Origin of the sequence: Palleronia sp., assembly GCF_042089775.1 — a bacterium.
GTDB lineage: Bacteria > Pseudomonadota > Alphaproteobacteria > Rhodobacterales > Rhodobacteraceae > Palleronia.
This window is the reverse complement of sequence record NZ_JBELKF010000001.1, coordinates 141,442-156,359: the sequence shown is the minus strand read 5'-3', so window position 1 is coordinate 156,359 and position 14,918 is coordinate 141,442. Positions and strand designations below refer to the sequence as shown.

Below are 14,918 nucleotides of genomic sequence, written 5' to 3'. Positions count from 1 at the left end.
ATTTTCAGCACAACGTCAGAACCAACCCGCCCGCGCCCACCGCACACCAGCCGATCCCAGCCATCAAGACCGGTCATCGTAACCAGCGGCTCTCCGCCTCAGTCACCGGAAGTCGTCTCGCCCTTAACGGCAGCAGGTCCAGCGTCGTCGTCACGGAAGGACGCGTCCTCTTGCGCGACATTGAAATGACCCACATCAGGTTCTGCTGTCTTCAAACGCAAGTAGCCGAGCACACGGTTGTCCCTCTTCGGGTCAACGACAAGGATCTCGCCCTCGTAGACCGCGAACTCCGTCAGCTCCTGAATGTTGGTGAAGTGCGAGATGACCAGCATCGGACCTTCACCCTTCCCACCGTCCCAGGTGGAGATCAGCTGGCCCAGGTTCGTGACGTTCGGTGCGCCCTGCAGCGACAAAAGAAGATTGAGGTCATCGCTGTCCATCTTGGGGAATGTCTCCCAAACGCCCTCATCAACGCGATCGTACCCAGCCCGGAGCTCTGCGTAGGTCTGCTGGTTCCGGCACCATTCGCTGACGACCACCTGGCCGAAGGTGATGTCGTTGAACGCGAGCAGCGCGCCCAGATCGCGCATGTCTTCGGCCCCCTCTTCTGACAGCGGGCGCTGATTTCCGCAGTCCTTCGGGGCCACGTCCTTCTGGTCCAGCTTGGACCAGTCGGTCGGGCCGTGGCGCATCAGGAAGACGACGTCGTCCCGCAGGAACATCTCGTCGAAGCTCTGGATGGGCTCGAAACGAAGGGCGTTGTCGACTTGGCTCTTGTCGATGCCGCCGCTCGGCATGGGAGCGGCCATCTCGCCCACGAACTGCGTGACGGGCTCGACAGCATCCGGGCTGGGGTGGGAAAGCGCGGCGCCGCCCGCAACACTCAGCATCGCTGCGGCGAAGAACGATTTATACATCGATGTTTCCTTGCTAGCCGGCGAGCGTTCGCCGGATCGTCGGTATGCGGACAGCCAGAAGCCCGAGCACGATCACCAGATAGATCAGCGGCTCGACCTCCCAAACCTTCTGAACCATGACGTAGTGAGCCGCTCCTAACGCGCAAATCACGTAAGTGAGCATATGCAGTCTGCGCCAGCGCAGAGGTCCCAGACGCCGGATCGCCCAGTTGTTTGAAGTGATCGCCACGGGAAGCAGCAGGACGAAGGCGACCATGCCGATCGTGATGTAGGGTCGCTTGACGATGTCCGACCAGATCCTGCCCGGGTCCTGCACGTCGAGAACGGCCCAGACCAAGAGGTGGCAGAAGACGTAGAAGAACGCGATCAATCCGATTGCGCGGCGGTAAGGGATAAGGTTGACGCCCGTCCACCTGCGCAGCGGCGTAATGGCCAAGACGATCACCAGCGCCTTCATCGCCAACTTACCGATTGCGCGCTCCAGCGCGTTTACGGGCTCGACGCCAAGCCCCCCGGTCAGCGCGAGGTAGAGATACCAGAACGGCAGGACCCCGCCCACCAGATAGACCGCCCAGCCAGGGATTCTCCGGATGACAGCGTTCGCCCGCTGCACAGGGCTCATCAATAGTTGGTCTCCAGGTCCATCCCCTCATAGAGGCTGGCGACCTCGTCATAACCGTTGAAAAGCTGCGTATCGATCCGCCGCGAGAAGAGCCCGCCGCCGACGCGCCGTTCGGTCGCCTGGCTCCAGCGAGGATGATCCACGTTCGGGTTCACGTTGGCATAAAAGCCGTATTCCTCTGGGCCCGACTTGTTCCAGGTCGTCTCGGGCATCTGATCGGTCAGCGTGATCCGCACGATCGACTTGATCGACTTGAACCCGTACTTCCACGGCACCACGAGGCGCATCGGCGCGCCGTTCTGGTTCGGCAGCGGCTTGTCGTAGAGCCCCGTCGCCATGATGGTGAGCGGATGCATCGCCTCATCCATGCGTAGGCCCTCGACGTAAGGCCAGTCGAGGATGGGATAGTTCTGACCAGGCATTTCCTCTGAGCGCAGCAGGGTCTGGAAGGCGACGAACTCGGCGTCCGGCTTCGGCCCCGCCAGCGCGATGAGGTCGGCCAGCTCGAATCCCCGCCACGGGATCACCATCGACCAGGCTTCGACGCAGCGCAGCCGGTAGATGCGCTCCTCGATGTCCATCTGGGCCAGGATGTCATCGAACGCGTAGGTGCCCGGCTTGTCTACCATGCCATTTATCTCGATCGACCAGGGTGACGTGGTCAGCTGCCCGGCATTCTCTTTCGGATCGGTCTTGCCGGTGCCGAACTCGTAGAAGTTGTTGTAAGAGGTAATCTCCTCCCAACTGTTCGGCTCGAGCTCGTCGGTCTGTGCCTGCGCAGGCCAAGCGGCCCCGGCAGCCAGCACGCCCCCCGTGGCGAGCAGCGTCCGCCTGTTCAGGTACAGATGCTCCGGCGTCACATCGTGGCGCGTAAGGTCGTTCGTCCAGCGGCGGGCCATAAGCGCTCCTCTTGGGCTACGGTGCTCCGAGATAGCACCCATTGAGCTCATCGCAAATGAAACCCTGGTGACCTTCTGGACGGCGCTCCCGCGTCGCGGCATGGTCCGCGCATCAATTCGAGGGTCACCGACCATGCTCTTTCTCTGTGCCGCTCTCGGCTATCTCCTTGGATCGGTCCCCTTTGGGCTCGTCATTACGCGCGCTTTCGGGTTGGGCGATCTGCGGCAGATCGGGTCGGGCAACATCGGCGCGACGAACGTTCTGCGCACCGGCAGCAAGCCCGCGGCGCTGCTCACCTTGATCTGTGACGTGGGAAAGGGCGCGTTCGCGGTCGTCACGGCCCGCTGGCTCATCGGCGATGTCGCAGGGCTTGCCGCGGGGGCCGGCGCCTTCATCGGGCACTGCTATCCGCTCTACCTCGGGTTCAAGGGTGGGAAAGGAGTCGCGACCTTTCTCGGCACGATCCTTGCGCTGACATGGCCGGTGGGTCTTCTGGTCTGCGCGACTTGGATCGCGACCGCGGTCATCACGCGCATTTCGTCCCTGTCCGCGCTGGTTGCGGCCGCCATGTCGCCCGTCTGGGCGCTACTCCTGGGGCTGCCGTGGACGGCACTCACCGTGGGCGTGATGGCGGTGTTCATCTTCCTGCGACACCACGCGAACATCGCGCGGCTTCGCGCCGGGACGGAGCCCAAGATCGGCAAGAAGCCTTGAGGGACTTCCTCGAGGCGTTCGAGCGTCTGCCGCTCGGCGCCTTCACCGCGCACTATGACGGGCGCCGGTATGAGGCGGCGCGGACCCAATTTGCCGATGGTAAAAGCGAGAAGCTGGTGGCCGAAGAGGCTGGTGGTACTGATTACATCAGCCTCAATCTCTACCGTCTGAGCGACGGCAGGGCGCTTCTGAAACCCTGCGAGATGAGCGAGGCGAAGGTGCGATCCTTCGTCGTCGGGCTGCGGGTCGGCGGGCCTTAGCCCGCCGACCACGTCGTGGAGTTACGGGCAAGCAGCAGTGTAACGCTGGCCGGCCGAGTTCTCGTAGACGCAGTTGCCGTTGTTGTTACGGCCGACGTAATTGCCGGCTGCGGCACCGACGGCACCGCCGATCAGCGCACCGGCAACCCGGTCATCATCGCCCGAGACGGCGGCGCCGGTGGCAGCGCCCAGCGCGGCGCCGGTCAGCGCGCCCTGGTTGTTCGTGGTCTGACATCCAGCCATGAGGGCGACGACCGGCAGAGCGAGCAGAATTTTCTTCATCAGGCATCTCCAAGTTGAACCTGATCCCGAACCTACGTCGCAATCTCGGCGCGTCCACCTTCACACCCGATGGAATTGGCCGATTTCCGCCGTCGATCCCCGTCAAAGATAGGTCTCAGTACGAGTACTCGCCGAAAACCCGCGTCACGTCGCCGTTCCACACGCCATTGTAGCGCACGATCAATTCGTCGGCCGGGACGGCTTGGCTTTCCACGCTTTCCTTCAGCGCGTTCAGGAAATGCGACTCGTCCGGAATCATGCCACCGGCACCAGGCTTCGCCCGCGCCTTAAGCCCCGCCTCGGCAATCTCGACGCAAGTCGTGGCGAGCGTCTGCATGTCGATGCCCTCAACGCGCGCCTGAAGCCCGTGAACAGAGGCTTCGACCCGCAGCGCCTCGCGCTGATCGGCCGTCCAGTCCTTCACCACATCCCACGCGGCATCCAGTGACGTCTGGTCGTAGCAAATCCCGACCCAGAAGGCCGGCAGCGCACAAAGCCTGCGCCACGGACCGCCATCCGCGCCCCGCATCTCGAGGAACTTCTTGATGCGCGCCTCGGGGAAGATCGTGGTCAGGTGGTCGGCCCAGTCCGACAGGGTCGGCTTTTCGCCCGGCAGCGCCGGCAACTCGCCTTTCATGAAGTCGCGGAAGGAATGACCGAGGGCGTCGATATACTTCCCGTCGCGATAGACGAAGTACATCGGCACATCGAGCGCGTAGTCCGCCCAGCGCTCAAACCCGAAGCCGTCTTCGAACACGAAGGGCAGCATTCCGGTCCGGTCGGCGTCCAGATCGCGCCACACGCGCGAACGCCAGGACTTGTGGCCGTTCAGCTTTCCTTCGAGGAACGGAGAGTTCGCGAAAAGCGCCGTCGCCACCGGCTGCAGCGCCAGCGCGACGCGCAGCTTCTGCACCATGTCGGCCTCGGACGCGAAGTCGAGGTTCACCTGCACCGTGCAGGTCCGCCGCATCATCGTCAGCCCCATCGTGCCGACCTTGCGCATGTAGCCGTCCATCAGCTTGTAGCGCCCCTTGGGCATCAGCGGCATGTCCTCATGCGTCCAATGCGGCGCGGCACCAAGCCCGATGAACCCCGCGCCGATCCGGTCGGCCACGGCCTTCACCTGGGCCAAGTGGTCGTTCACCTCGTCACAGGTCTCGTGGATGGTCTCGAGCGTCGCGCCCGACAGTTCGAGCTGCCCCCCTGGCTCAAGCGAGATGTTGGCGCCGTCCTTCTCGAGCCCGATCAGGTGCCCCCCTTCCTCGATGGGGCTCCAGTTGAACTGGTCCCTGAGGCCGGCGAGAATGGAGTGGATCGACCGCTCCCCCTCATAGGGCAAGGGGGCCAGCGTGTCCTTGCAGTAGCCGAACTTCTCGTGCTCGGTCCCGATGCGCCACTGGTCCTTGGGCTTGCAGCCCGCGGCGAGGTATTCTGCCAGCTGCTCGTGGCGCTCGATCGGCCCGCCGCCGGACTGGGGAATGGACATGATAAATCTCTCGCCGTGGCTATCGCTCAACGGACTTGGCCCCCGGCAATCTGGAAGTCAACTCAGCCGATCTGGCGCGCCCGTCCACAGCACCCGTGCGCCCGGAGCAGGATCTTTCAGCGCCTCGACCGCCGCGCCCTCGTCGAATCTCGGCAGCGCGGCCAGCGCGTCGAACAAAGCACCCGCCCCTTCGGCATCGGCGGGGACCGCGATCCGGCGCCCCTGCGTGTCGGCCAGGTGCCAGACCGGCGCACCGGTGCCGCTGCGGTGGATCGCAACCTGGGCCAGCGTATCGGCCGAAACGGCGCCACCTCCTGTCCCGGACAGGTAAGTGATCTGCCGCTCCGTCACGTTCACCATCCCGGCCCCGCCACCGTCCCGCGGACGGCGCAGCCGCACAACCGCCTCGCGCAGGATCGCGGCCCCGCCGATCGCGATGACAATCCCGACCCAGCGCATCACCCCGTAGGAGCCCACCGCCCACCAGAGCCCAACCGCCACCGCGCCAAGGCCAACCGCGGCCTCACGCCAGCGCAGGATCTGTGCCAGCGCCTCGCCACGGATCATGGGGCCACCTCCACCGGTGTCGGGAACACGGTCGTCGAATAGCAGCCGATTCGCCGGAACCCCAGCGCCATGTAGCTTCGCGCGGCGGCCACCGATGCGGCGCACAAGGTTGCGTGCCGCACGCCCGCGTCGCGCAAGACCGACAGATGTGCACCGACGGCCTGCCGCGCATATCCCATGCCGCGCCGCTCGTTGGGGACATAGACGGCGCCGACCTGGACGATCTCGGGCAGCGACGCGTTCACGCCCGTCAGCGCCACCGGCACGCCCCCGACGCACCACAGGCGGTGCGTATCCTCGGCGCACCATTGCGCCACCTGGACTTCTGCCGGGGGGTCCGCGGGGACGTTGAGTTCGGTCTGGAACGCCTGCCTCCAGGCCGCCGCAAGCGATACGTGATCTTGCAACGGCACGAGCTCTCCCTCGCCTTCGGCACAGACCAAATCGGTGAGGCTGAGCGTAAATTGCGGCTCCGGCTCTCGCAGCGCCACGCGCAGAGAGAGCGCCTTGACCAAAGCCGCGACCGACGCCTCGGGACCGATGAGGCCGCGCAACCGGATGCGCGCTAAAAGCTCGCGACTCGGGCGCGCGTCGAACCCGTCTGGGAACAACGGAAACGCGACGCCTTCGGCCGAGAGGCCAAGCACCGCGTCCCCCGACCGCCAGAAACGCATGGACCGAGGATGCCCCTCCGCACCGTAGCGGCGAAGGTTCGACAGCGGGAACATTGCTTCCGTGATCCGGGCGCGCAGGATCGGCTCGACCTCTTCTGGCGCGGCCGACATCATGTCCAATCCCCCAGCGCCTGCTGCCACAGGGTCAGCGCGGCCACCGCCGCCGTGTCCGCCCGCAGGATGCGCGGCCCAAGGCTGACCGGATGCGCGTGGTCGATGCTGTGCAGCCGCGCGCGCTCGCGGTCCGAGAATCCGCCTTCGGGACCGATCAGGATGGCCCACGGCCCCGCAGGAAGGCCCGAGAGTACATCCGCCGCCCCAGCTCGCCCTTCGTCGCAGAACAGGATGCGCCGCGAGGCATCCCACCCGTCCAGCAGGTCCGGCAACTTGGTGGCGTCTGCGACCTCGGGTACGTAGTTGCCGCCGCATTGCTCGGCCGCCTCGACCGCGTGCGCTTGCAGCCGGTCCTGCCGCACACGCTCGGCATTGGTGAATTCCGTCACCACCGGGACGATCCGGGCGGCGCCCAGCTCGGCCGCCTTCTCGACGATGAAGTCGGTCCGCTGCTTCTTGATCGGCGCGAACAGCAGCCAGACGTCCGGCGCGTTCCGCTGCGGCGCGATCTGCTCGACACACGCCAGGACGCCGGCCTTCTTGCGCGCCTCGATCACTTCGGCCGTCCAGGTGCCGTCGCGCCCGTTGAAGACCTCGATCACCTCGCCCGCGCCCCGCCGCATGACGCCAAAGAGATAATGGGCCTGGGCAGAACTCAGAGGGACGGTTTGCGCCTGGCCAAGCGGATGATCTACAAAGAGGCGGATCGTCGAGGCCATACAGAGGGGTCCCATCGTGGCGGAAGCAGAGGCGACGAAAGGCCAGGTGGCTGACGCCGTCAAGGGCAACTGGGTCGATCACATCGCCCCGCCCGCGACAAGACCCTACCTGCGCCTGTCCCGCGCGGACCGGCCCATCGGGACATGGCTCCTGCTGCTGCCGTGCTGGTGGGGCCTTTTACTGGCAGCCGCGGCGGACAGCCGGTTCGGGCTGTGGGGTCTGTGGATCGCCGCGGGCTGCGCACTTGGTGCCGCCTTGATGCGCGGGGCGGGCTGCACCTGGAACGACATCACGGACCGGGACATCGATGCCAGCGTGGCGCGGACCCGGTCTCGCCCGATCCCCTCGGGGGCGGTCAAGCCGAAGCAGGCGCTGGCCTGGCTGGTCGCGCAGTCGCTCGTGGCCTTCGCGATTCTGCTGACCTTCAACCTGAACGCCATCCTGCTGGGAATCCTGTCGCTGCTGCCCGTCGCGGTCTATCCCTTTGCCAAGCGGTTCACATGGTGGCCGCAGGTCTTCCTGGGCCTGGCCTTCAACTGGGGCGCGCTTCTGGCGTGGACGGCAATGCATGGCACGCTCGGCTGGCCGGCCCTGTTCCTTTACCTTGCCGGGATTGCGTGGACGCTCTTCTACGACACGATCTACGCCTACCAGGACGCCGAGGATGACGCCCTGATCGGGGTGAAGTCCACCGCCCGTCTGTTCGGCGAGCGGCCGAAGCCTTGGTTGCGGGGCTTCATGGTCGCCTCCTGCCTGCTGATGACGATCGCCGTGGTGCTGGCGCTTGTCGATACGAACGTCCTGACGCTTGTTCTCGCGCTTGGGGCACCGTGGGCGATGGGGTGGCACATGGTCTGGCAGCTGTCGCGGTTCGACCATCAGGACACGCAAACGTGTCTCAAACTCTTCCGCGCGAACCGCGATACAGGGCTTCTGGCTGCGCTGTTTCTCGCTCTTGCGATGCTCGCCTGATGGACGCGGAACCCGCCGTCGGATAGACGAAACCGCACGAAATTGCTGCCGAAGGTCCCCATGCGCCCGAACTCCTACCTGCCTGCCGCCGTGACCTTCGCCCTTGCCGCCGCCCTCTGCATCGGCGCCGCAAGCCTCACGGTCACCCAGATCGAGGCACGGTCGGTCCGCACGCTCGACGAGGCTCTGGACGACGCCGGGATCGAATGGGCGACCGTCTCTGCCGACGGGCTGACCATCGAGATGGAGGGTACCGCCCCGGACGAGGCCGCGCGGTTCCGCGCGCTGAGCGTGGCGGGACAGATCGTCGAAGGCACGCGCGTGCAGGACCGGATGGAGGTGGCGAAACGCCAGCAGATCGCCGCCCCGCGCTTTTCCGTCGAGGTGCTGCGCGCCGAGGACGGGATCAGCCTGATCGGCCTCATCCCGGCCGAGATGGACCGCCTCGCCCTTCTCGAGCAGATCGCCCGCCACGCGTTCAATACGCCGATCACGGACCTTTTGCAGACGGCCACCTACCCCGCGCCCGACACGTGGGACGAGGCGCTCGACCTCGGGATGGAGGCGCTTTCGCGGTCGGAAAAGGCCAAGATCTCGATCGCCGCGGACCGCGTCGCGGTCGAGACGATGGCCAAGGATGCCGACGCGCGGCGCAAGCTCGAAACCGCTCTGCGCGGCCTCGCCCCCAAAGGCGTCGACCTTGAACTCAGCATCACCGCGCCGCGTCCGGTCATCGCGCCATTCATCCTGCGCCTGACCCGCAACGGCGAGACCAGCCGCTTCGACGCCTGCTCGGCCGGCACCGAAACCGGGCGCGACCGCGTCCTCGCCGCGGCCGAGACGCTTGGGATCGAAAACGCGCGCTGCCAGATCGGGCTTGGCGTTCCCTCCCCTCACTGGGCGGACGTGGCCACTAAAGCGGTGCAGGCGATGCAGCGCGTGCCCGAAGGCACGCTGACGATCAGCGACCTCGCCATCCGCATCGACGCCGCGGCCGGAACCGAGGATTTCGGGCGCACCGCTGCCGACCTGCGGTCCGCCCTTCCGCCCGAATTCTCGCTCGCCGCGCTCGAAGCCGACGCCGAGGCGGTCGAACCCGACGCCGGGCCGGCCGAATTCACCGCCACGCGCAATTCCAACGGCCAGGTACAATTGAGCGGCCGCGTCGGCGACACGCTTCACCAGGCGACCGTGGCGAGCTACGGGCGTGCCCTTTTCGGCAGCGACCAGGTAACCGCAGGATTCGCACCCGAGGACGAGGTTCCTGCCGGCTGGACGCCGCGCCTTCTGGCCGGCCTCGACGCGCTGTCGGTCCTGCACGATGGATCGATCCGCGTGACCGAGGATTCGCTGGCCGTCAGTGGCGTCAGTGGGTCTCAGGATGGCTCGTCCCTGATCGCGGGGCGCCTTTCGGGTCGGCTGGGCGAAGATGTCCGCTACGAGATCGACGTCTCCTATGACGAACGGCTCGACGCGTCGCTTGCTCTGCCATCGCCCGAGGAATGCGTTGCGCAGATCAACAACATTCTCCAGACCCGGCAGATCACCTTCGATCCCGGCTCGGCGACCATCGATCCCGGCTCGCGCGACAGCGTTCGGGGCGTGGCCGAGATCCTCGGCAATTGCGAAGGCATCCCGATGGAGGTTGGCGGTTACACCGACAGCCAGGGCCGCGAAGAGATGAACCGCGACCTGAGCCAGCAGCGCGCCGAAGCCGTCCTGGCCGCCCTTCTGGCGCAGCGGGTGCCGGTCAGCGCGCTGACGGCCGTGGGGTACGGCGAAGAGAATCCGATTGCCGATAACGACACCCCCGAAGGACGCGAGGCAAACCGGCGTATTGAATTCAAGCTGCTGGAGGGCCAAGAAGAGGCCGCACCGGCCGATGGCGACGACGCCAAAGCCGCCGCGACCGTCGAGGAAACCGAGGCCGGAACCGCCGAATGAACCGCACCGAATTCGTCATCGCGACCGCTGTCATCCTGTTCGTGGCGTTCATGCTCGGGTGGTTCGCAAACTGGCTCGTTCATCGCCTTACCCGGGTCAGCCAGGCCGACCTGGGCGAGCTCGACCGGATGGCGCAGATGGTCCACGAAGCCGAGGAAAGTCGCGATCAGGCGATCGCTTACCTGCAGGAGCGGGAGGCGCAGATGATGAGCCAGCTTCACTCGACCGAGGCCGAACTGCGCGCCGCGATGGAGGGGCTGCACTATGCCCGCGCCGAAACGGAAGAGCTGCGCGAGTATATCGAGCAGACGAGCGACAGCCGCTGAGCGGCGTGAGACTTGCGTGAGAACCCCGTAAGAGCTTCGTCGGACTTTGGTGAGAGGTTCCGCCTTACCAGCGGTTCAGCGCATCCTCGTCCGAATCCTTGGCCTCGACCCAGGATTCGCCGCTTGCGGTGACCTCTTTCTTCCAGAAGGGCGCGCGGGACTTGAGGTAGTCCATCAGGAACTCGGCCGCGGCGAAGGCATCGGCGCGATGCGAGGCGGCGGTAGCGACCATCATGATCGGCTCGCCCGGCGCGAGGCGACCGTGGCGATGGATCACCAGCGCGTCGGCCAGCGACCAACGCTCCACGGCCTCGGCCACGATGGCCTCGATCGCCGAGGTGGTCATGCCCGGGTAATGCTCGATCTCGAGGTGGCGCAGGTCGCCGGTGTCGTCGCGCACGAGGCCCGAGAAGGTCACGACCGCGCCCGTGTCCCGGCGCCCTTGGGCGAAGCCGGCGAGTTCGGCGCCCATGTCGAAGGCCTCTTCCTGGACACGGACCGCCATCAGCCGCCCGTCATCGGCGGGAAGAACGCGACCTCGCGTGCGCCCGACAGGGGGGCGTCGAAATCCGTCAGCTGCTGGTCGACCGCCACGCGTAGGGCCGACAGGTCGGAAAAGGCGGCCTCGTACCGGGCCTCGCGCCCGGTCAGTTCGGTCACGAGGTCGGCGACGGTGGCGGCCTCGGTCTCGACCTGCTCGCGGGGCAGGCCGATCCGCTCGCGGACCCAGGCGAAATAGAGGACATCGACGGTCATGCGGGGTCCTTCAGGAAGGGAAGAGACTTGCGGAAGTAGTCCCAGCCGGTGATCAGCGTGAGCGCGGCGGCGATCCACAGCAGCGTCACGCCCGCGACACCGGCGATGTCGCGCAGCTGCGCCAGCCAGAGCAGGCCGACCTCGTCCGCGATCCGGCCGTTCATGATGCCCTCGACGGTCGCCTCACCCATCCCCGCCGTGCGGTCGAGCATGTGATAGAGGAAGATGTCGCGCGAAAAGAGCACCGCGATGGCGACCATCTGCGCCGTGGTCTTCCACTTGGCGAGATTGGTGACGGACAGGAGCTTGGCCTGCGCACCCAGGAACTCGCGCAGGCCCGAAACGAAGACCTCGCGGAACACGATGACGGTCGCCGGCAGCACCAGCCAGGGCGACATGGACGAGTAGCCGACGATGACGAGAAGCGCGATGATCACCATCGCCTTGTCCGCGATCGGGTCGAGCATGGCGCCAAAGCGGCTTTCCTGCTTCCACGACCGCGCGATGAAGCCGTCGATCCAGTCGGTGACGGCCGCCCCCACGAAAAGCACGAGCGCGAACCAGTCGGCCCCGGGGCGCGTGAAATAAAGGAACGCGATCGCGACGCCAGGGGCGGCGAGCAATCGCACGACGGTCAGGATGTTTGGAACGGTCCAGCGCATGGGCAGTGACATAAGGCGCGGGTGGGGGGCCGGAAAGCCCCACCGTGCAGGCGGGGCGTTCGCGGGTCCGTTTTTACCGGCCCGCGATGGTGATCGAGAAGTTCCGCTGCGCGCCCGGTGGCGGGGCCGGGAACGGCGCGGCGCGCTGGACAAGCTGCACTGCCGCGCGGTCCAGCGCCGCCGAGCCCGAGGACCGGGCGATGCCGACACCGGCCAATCCGCCCGACCCGGAGACCGAGAACGAGACGACGGCGCTGCCTGCCGCCCGCACCGACGGCCGCGGCACCCGCGACAGCCGGGACATGACCTGGCCGGGGTAGTTCGACACGGCGGCGTTGCCGGCTTGCGACGCCGGGCGCTGTCCCGTGGCGCCGCTGGAGGACCCGCCGGTATCGGCTTGCGCGCCGGCACGTTCGGTCCGGTCGGCATTGCCCTGCTGCGTGTTCGTCGGCTTCGATTGCGCCTGCTTCGTCGGCTTGGGCTGGCGGGTCTGCTGCTGTTGCGGCGGCGGGTCGGGGCGACGATGCTCGGTTTCGAACGCCTCGGTGCGGGTTGGCGGGCGACGGGACGAGGCGACGACGCCGGGCGGCAGCGCCTCGCCGGTGATGGTCTCGGCCTCGGGCGGCTCGGCGGTTTCCACGGGCTCGGGCGGGGTCGCCTTGACGGGGACCACCGGCTCGGGCGTCTCGGCCGCGGCGATTTCGGGCATCGCGGGCAATGTGGGGTCGGCCGTCTGGACCGGGACCGGCGTCGGGGCGGTCGGTTGGGGCATCTCGGGCGGGGCCGGCTGCGGCTCTGCGGGCTGCGGCGGCTCGGGCTGCGTCTCGGCCACGGGTTCGGGCGGCGTCGGCTCAACCGGCTCGGCGTCGGCGGGCGGGGTCGGTTCGGCGGGCGGGGTCGGTTCGACGGGATCGGCCGTCGGCGTCTCGGTCGGCTCGGCTGTTTCGGTGCCCATGGCAAGGTCGGCAAAGCTCGACCCCAGTTGCGCAGGAGCAGCCTCGCCGCCGCCGGCAATCTCGACCGGGGCCGATTGCACGCTCACCACGAGGCCGCCAGCGAGCGCCAGCACCGAAAGGGCGGTCGCCGCCGTCTTGGCACGGATCGACGTGGGGACATTCATTCCGCAAGCCCCCGCTCGGTCACGATGAGGACGCGACCGGCTCCGGCGCCGCGCAGTTCGGCGGCGATGTTGACCAGCGCCCGGGCTTCGAGATCGCGGTCGGGCACCAGGCGGATCTCCTCACGCTCGTCCTCGGGCAGCGTGTCGGCGAAGGCGGCGGCCGAGGCCACCGGCTCGCCCCGGTACTGCATTTCGCCATCGGCGCGGATGATAAGCGTGTCGGGCGGGGCGCGCCCCTCGAGTTCGGCGGTGCGAACCAGCGACAGGTCGGCCGCCAGGGGCGGGGCGATCTGGCCGGCCACCAGGAAGAAGATGAGCATCAGGAAGACGACGTTGATCAGCGGGATCGTCGGCTCCCCTTGGGCTCTGCGGGGCTTGCGGGCCATCAGCTTTCCCCGAGAACCTGGGGCGCCACGCTCGGCACCCCGCGCAACACGCCCAGAAGGTCCGTCAGCCGCTGTGCCGTGACGCCCTCGGCCAGCGAGACGAGCAGCGTGCGCGGCGCCTCGGCCTCGCCGCCCTCTTCGGACAGCGCCTCGGGCAGCGCGTCGAGCGCGAGGCTGTCGCCGTTCAGGCTGACGTCTTCCGCGGCCAGCCGCAGGAACATCGGCGGCTCGGTCGAGGGCGCGCCGGTGCCCGCCGCGGCGGCGGCGAGTTCGACCTCGGAGAAACGGGTGAAGGTGGAGGTCAGCATGAAAAACAGCAGCAACAGGAAAATCACGTCGATCAGCGAGGTCAGCGACATGGAGCGCCTGCGGCGCCCCCGCCTAAGCATGGACGGGCGCGGCCATGCCGACACGCTCGGCCGGCTGGCCGCCCAGCGGCGCGCGGATCGTGGCGATCGCCTTCTCGGCCAGCACGCGCTCGGCATCGAGCCGGCTTTCGAAAAGCGACAGGATGGCCGAGGTGGGCATGGCGACGGCGAGACCGACGGCGGTGGTCAGAAGCGCCACCCAAATGCCGCCGGCAAGGATCGAGGGATCGACCTGCGGCCCCGCATCCTGCAGCGACTGGAACGCCTCGATCATGCCCAGCACCGTGCCGAAGAGGCCGATCAGCGGGGCAAGCTGCGCGACCATGTCGAGGAAGCGCAGACCACGTTCGAGCTTGGCGAAGCGCATCTCGGCCTCGGCGGTCAGCCGGCCGAGCGTTTCGGGCGCGGGGGGTGCGGACACAGCCATGTCCACCACCGGCGCAAGATACGAGCTGGATCGATCCAGCGCGCGGCGCGCCTCGGTCCGGTCGCCCCGATCCCAGGCGGCGACGGCGTCGCGAAGGGCGCGGTGCCGGCCGACGCCGGCGGCGGCGAACTGCCAGAACTTGTAGAGCACCACCGCAAGCGTCACGACCGCCATCGCGATCAGCAGCAGCACGACAGGGCCGCCGATATCCGCCACGCGGGCGAGCGGCTCGAGGACGACGTTCATCCGAGCACCTCGATGTCCGTGCGGCTGCCAAGCTCCAGCCCCTCGGTGCAGGCGCCCTCGCCCAGGTCGCCGGCCTCGCAGGTGTTCGCGCCGTTGAAGAGGATACGGCCGAACTCGGAGCATTGCTTGCCGGGAACGGTGAACTGGCGCACGCGCGGTCGTCCCTGCGGCAGCTCGCCGTAATCGAACAGGGTCAGACGCTCGACCTGGCCTTCCGTGTCGAAAAGCACGGTCTCGAACACGGCCTTGGCGATGTCGGCGTCGTGGCCGTTTTCGATCAGGAAGCTCATGGTGCAGCCGCCGGATTGCGCGTCGGTGGCGGCGTTGAGTTCGATCGACAGACCCGCCGGGGGCGCGGTTTCGATGTCCTGCGTGTTGTCCTGCGCCTGTGCCTGCGCGCCGAGTGCAGCCGCCAGGATGACCGCCGTGACCGTGGTTTTCAGCATGTCTCGCCT

21 protein-coding genes are annotated in these 14,918 nt (G+C 67.3%); 5 read left to right on the top strand and 16 right to left on the bottom strand.

What is annotated here, in order from left to right; all coding sequences use genetic code 11:
• Positions 1-98: 98 nt before the first annotated feature.
• From ACFDS3_RS00815 to msrP, 3 genes are read right to left on the bottom strand one after another with little or no spacing between them, the layout of a single operon-like run.
• Positions 99-917 (bottom strand): histidine phosphatase family protein, encoded by an 819-nt coding sequence (locus tag ACFDS3_RS00815; protein WP_375260425.1) that lies wholly within the window; start codon positions 915-917, stop codon positions 99-101.
• 13 nt (positions 918-930) lie between these two features.
• A complete protein-coding gene (msrQ, locus tag ACFDS3_RS00810) occupies positions 931-1,539 on the bottom strand; it encodes a protein-methionine-sulfoxide reductase heme-binding subunit MsrQ (RefSeq protein WP_375260424.1) in 609 nt (202 codons plus the stop codon).
• Complete coding sequence (gene msrP, locus ACFDS3_RS00805) at positions 1,539-2,438, bottom strand: protein-methionine-sulfoxide reductase catalytic subunit MsrP (protein ID WP_375260423.1); 900 nt, start codon at positions 2,436-2,438, stop codon at positions 1,539-1,541. Before msrP ends, msrQ begins: the two co-directional genes overlap by 1 nt.
• Positions 2,439-2,571: 133 nt before the next feature.
• Here msrP and plsY point away from each other — a divergent pair, with 133 nt between their 5' ends.
• Positions 2,572-3,153, top strand: a complete 582-nt coding sequence (plsY, locus tag ACFDS3_RS00800; RefSeq protein ID WP_375260422.1) for a glycerol-3-phosphate 1-O-acyltransferase PlsY — start codon at positions 2,572-2,574, stop codon at positions 3,151-3,153.
• Positions 3,150-3,413 (top strand): hypothetical protein, encoded by a 264-nt coding sequence (locus ACFDS3_RS00795; protein ID WP_375260421.1) that lies wholly within the window; start codon positions 3,150-3,152, stop codon positions 3,411-3,413. Before plsY ends, ACFDS3_RS00795 begins: the two co-directional genes overlap by 4 nt.
• Positions 3,414-3,434: 21 nt before the next feature.
• On the opposite strand, the gene ACFDS3_RS00790 is transcribed toward ACFDS3_RS00795, so the two are convergent.
• The 5 genes from ACFDS3_RS00790 to ACFDS3_RS00770 form a co-directional block, all read right to left on the bottom strand.
• A complete protein-coding gene (locus ACFDS3_RS00790) occupies positions 3,435-3,695 on the bottom strand; it encodes a glycine zipper 2TM domain-containing protein (RefSeq protein WP_375260420.1) in 261 nt (86 codons plus the stop codon).
• A 115-nt stretch (positions 3,696-3,810) separates the two neighbouring features.
• Positions 3,811-5,181: a glutamate--cysteine ligase gene (locus tag ACFDS3_RS00785; RefSeq protein WP_375260419.1), complete on the bottom strand. Its 1,371-nt coding sequence runs from the start codon at positions 5,179-5,181 to the stop codon at positions 3,811-3,813.
• Positions 5,182-5,238: 57 nt separating this feature from the next.
• Complete coding sequence (locus ACFDS3_RS00780) at positions 5,239-5,748, bottom strand: hypothetical protein (RefSeq protein ID WP_375260418.1); 510 nt, start codon at positions 5,746-5,748, stop codon at positions 5,239-5,241.
• A complete protein-coding gene (locus ACFDS3_RS00775; RefSeq protein WP_375260417.1) occupies positions 5,745-6,533 on the bottom strand; it encodes a GNAT family N-acetyltransferase in 789 nt (262 codons plus the stop codon). Before ACFDS3_RS00775 ends, ACFDS3_RS00780 begins: the two co-directional genes overlap by 4 nt.
• Positions 6,533-7,255, bottom strand: a complete 723-nt coding sequence (locus ACFDS3_RS00770; RefSeq protein WP_375260416.1) for a 16S rRNA (uracil(1498)-N(3))-methyltransferase — start codon at positions 7,253-7,255, stop codon at positions 6,533-6,535. Before ACFDS3_RS00770 ends, ACFDS3_RS00775 begins: the two co-directional genes overlap by 1 nt.
• Positions 7,256-7,271: 16 nt before the next feature.
• On the opposite strand from ACFDS3_RS00770, the gene ubiA reads away from it, so the two are divergent.
• From ubiA to ACFDS3_RS00755, 3 genes are read left to right on the top strand one after another with little or no spacing between them, the layout of a single operon-like run.
• The gene (ubiA, locus tag ACFDS3_RS00765) at positions 7,272-8,228 is read left to right on the top strand and encodes a 4-hydroxybenzoate octaprenyltransferase (protein ID WP_375260415.1); all 957 of its coding nucleotides are present in this window, start codon (positions 7,272-7,274) and stop codon (positions 8,226-8,228) included.
• Between the two features lie 60 nt (positions 8,229-8,288).
• Positions 8,289-10,172: an OmpA family protein gene (locus tag ACFDS3_RS00760; protein WP_375260414.1), complete on the top strand. Its 1,884-nt coding sequence runs from the start codon at positions 8,289-8,291 to the stop codon at positions 10,170-10,172.
• Positions 10,169-10,498, top strand: coding sequence for a hypothetical protein (locus ACFDS3_RS00755; RefSeq protein ID WP_375260413.1), 330 nt, complete (start codon positions 10,169-10,171; stop codon positions 10,496-10,498). Before ACFDS3_RS00760 ends, ACFDS3_RS00755 begins: the two co-directional genes overlap by 4 nt.
• 64 nt (positions 10,499-10,562) lie before the next feature.
• Here the strand turns inward: ACFDS3_RS00755 and ACFDS3_RS00750 are convergent, their stop codons facing one another.
• The 8 genes from ACFDS3_RS00750 to ACFDS3_RS00715 all read right to left on the bottom strand — a co-directional run bounded on the left by ACFDS3_RS00750 (position 10,563) and on the right by ACFDS3_RS00715 (position 14,909).
• The gene (locus ACFDS3_RS00750; RefSeq protein ID WP_375260412.1) at positions 10,563-11,003 is read right to left on the bottom strand and encodes a molybdenum cofactor biosynthesis protein MoaE; all 441 of its coding nucleotides are present in this window, start codon (positions 11,001-11,003) and stop codon (positions 10,563-10,565) included.
• Entirely contained in the window at positions 11,003-11,254 is a 252-nt protein-coding gene (moaD, locus tag ACFDS3_RS00745; protein WP_375260411.1) for a molybdopterin converting factor subunit 1, read from the bottom strand. Before moaD ends, ACFDS3_RS00750 begins: the two co-directional genes overlap by 1 nt.
• Positions 11,251-11,916 (bottom strand): CDP-diacylglycerol--glycerol-3-phosphate 3-phosphatidyltransferase, encoded by a 666-nt coding sequence (gene pgsA, locus ACFDS3_RS00740; protein ID WP_375260410.1) that lies wholly within the window; start codon positions 11,914-11,916, stop codon positions 11,251-11,253. The genes moaD and pgsA overlap by 4 nt, the downstream gene beginning before the upstream one ends.
• A 73-nt stretch (positions 11,917-11,989) precedes the next feature.
• Entirely contained in the window at positions 11,990-13,036 is a 1,047-nt protein-coding gene (locus ACFDS3_RS00735) for a TonB family protein (RefSeq protein WP_375260409.1), read from the bottom strand.
• Positions 13,033-13,422, bottom strand: a complete 390-nt coding sequence (locus ACFDS3_RS00730; protein ID WP_375260408.1) for an ExbD/TolR family protein — start codon at positions 13,420-13,422, stop codon at positions 13,033-13,035. The genes ACFDS3_RS00735 and ACFDS3_RS00730 overlap by 4 nt, the downstream gene beginning before the upstream one ends.
• Positions 13,422-13,781, bottom strand: coding sequence for a biopolymer transporter ExbD (locus ACFDS3_RS00725; RefSeq protein ID WP_375260407.1), 360 nt, complete (start codon positions 13,779-13,781; stop codon positions 13,422-13,424). Before ACFDS3_RS00725 ends, ACFDS3_RS00730 begins: the two co-directional genes overlap by 1 nt.
• A gap of 22 nt (positions 13,782-13,803) precedes the next feature.
• Positions 13,804-14,463: a MotA/TolQ/ExbB proton channel family protein gene (locus ACFDS3_RS00720; RefSeq protein WP_375260406.1), complete on the bottom strand. Its 660-nt coding sequence runs from the start codon at positions 14,461-14,463 to the stop codon at positions 13,804-13,806.
• Entirely contained in the window at positions 14,460-14,909 is a 450-nt protein-coding gene (locus tag ACFDS3_RS00715) for a hypothetical protein (RefSeq protein WP_375260405.1), read from the bottom strand. Before ACFDS3_RS00715 ends, ACFDS3_RS00720 begins: the two co-directional genes overlap by 4 nt.
• Between the last annotated feature and the right edge of the window lie 9 nt (positions 14,910-14,918).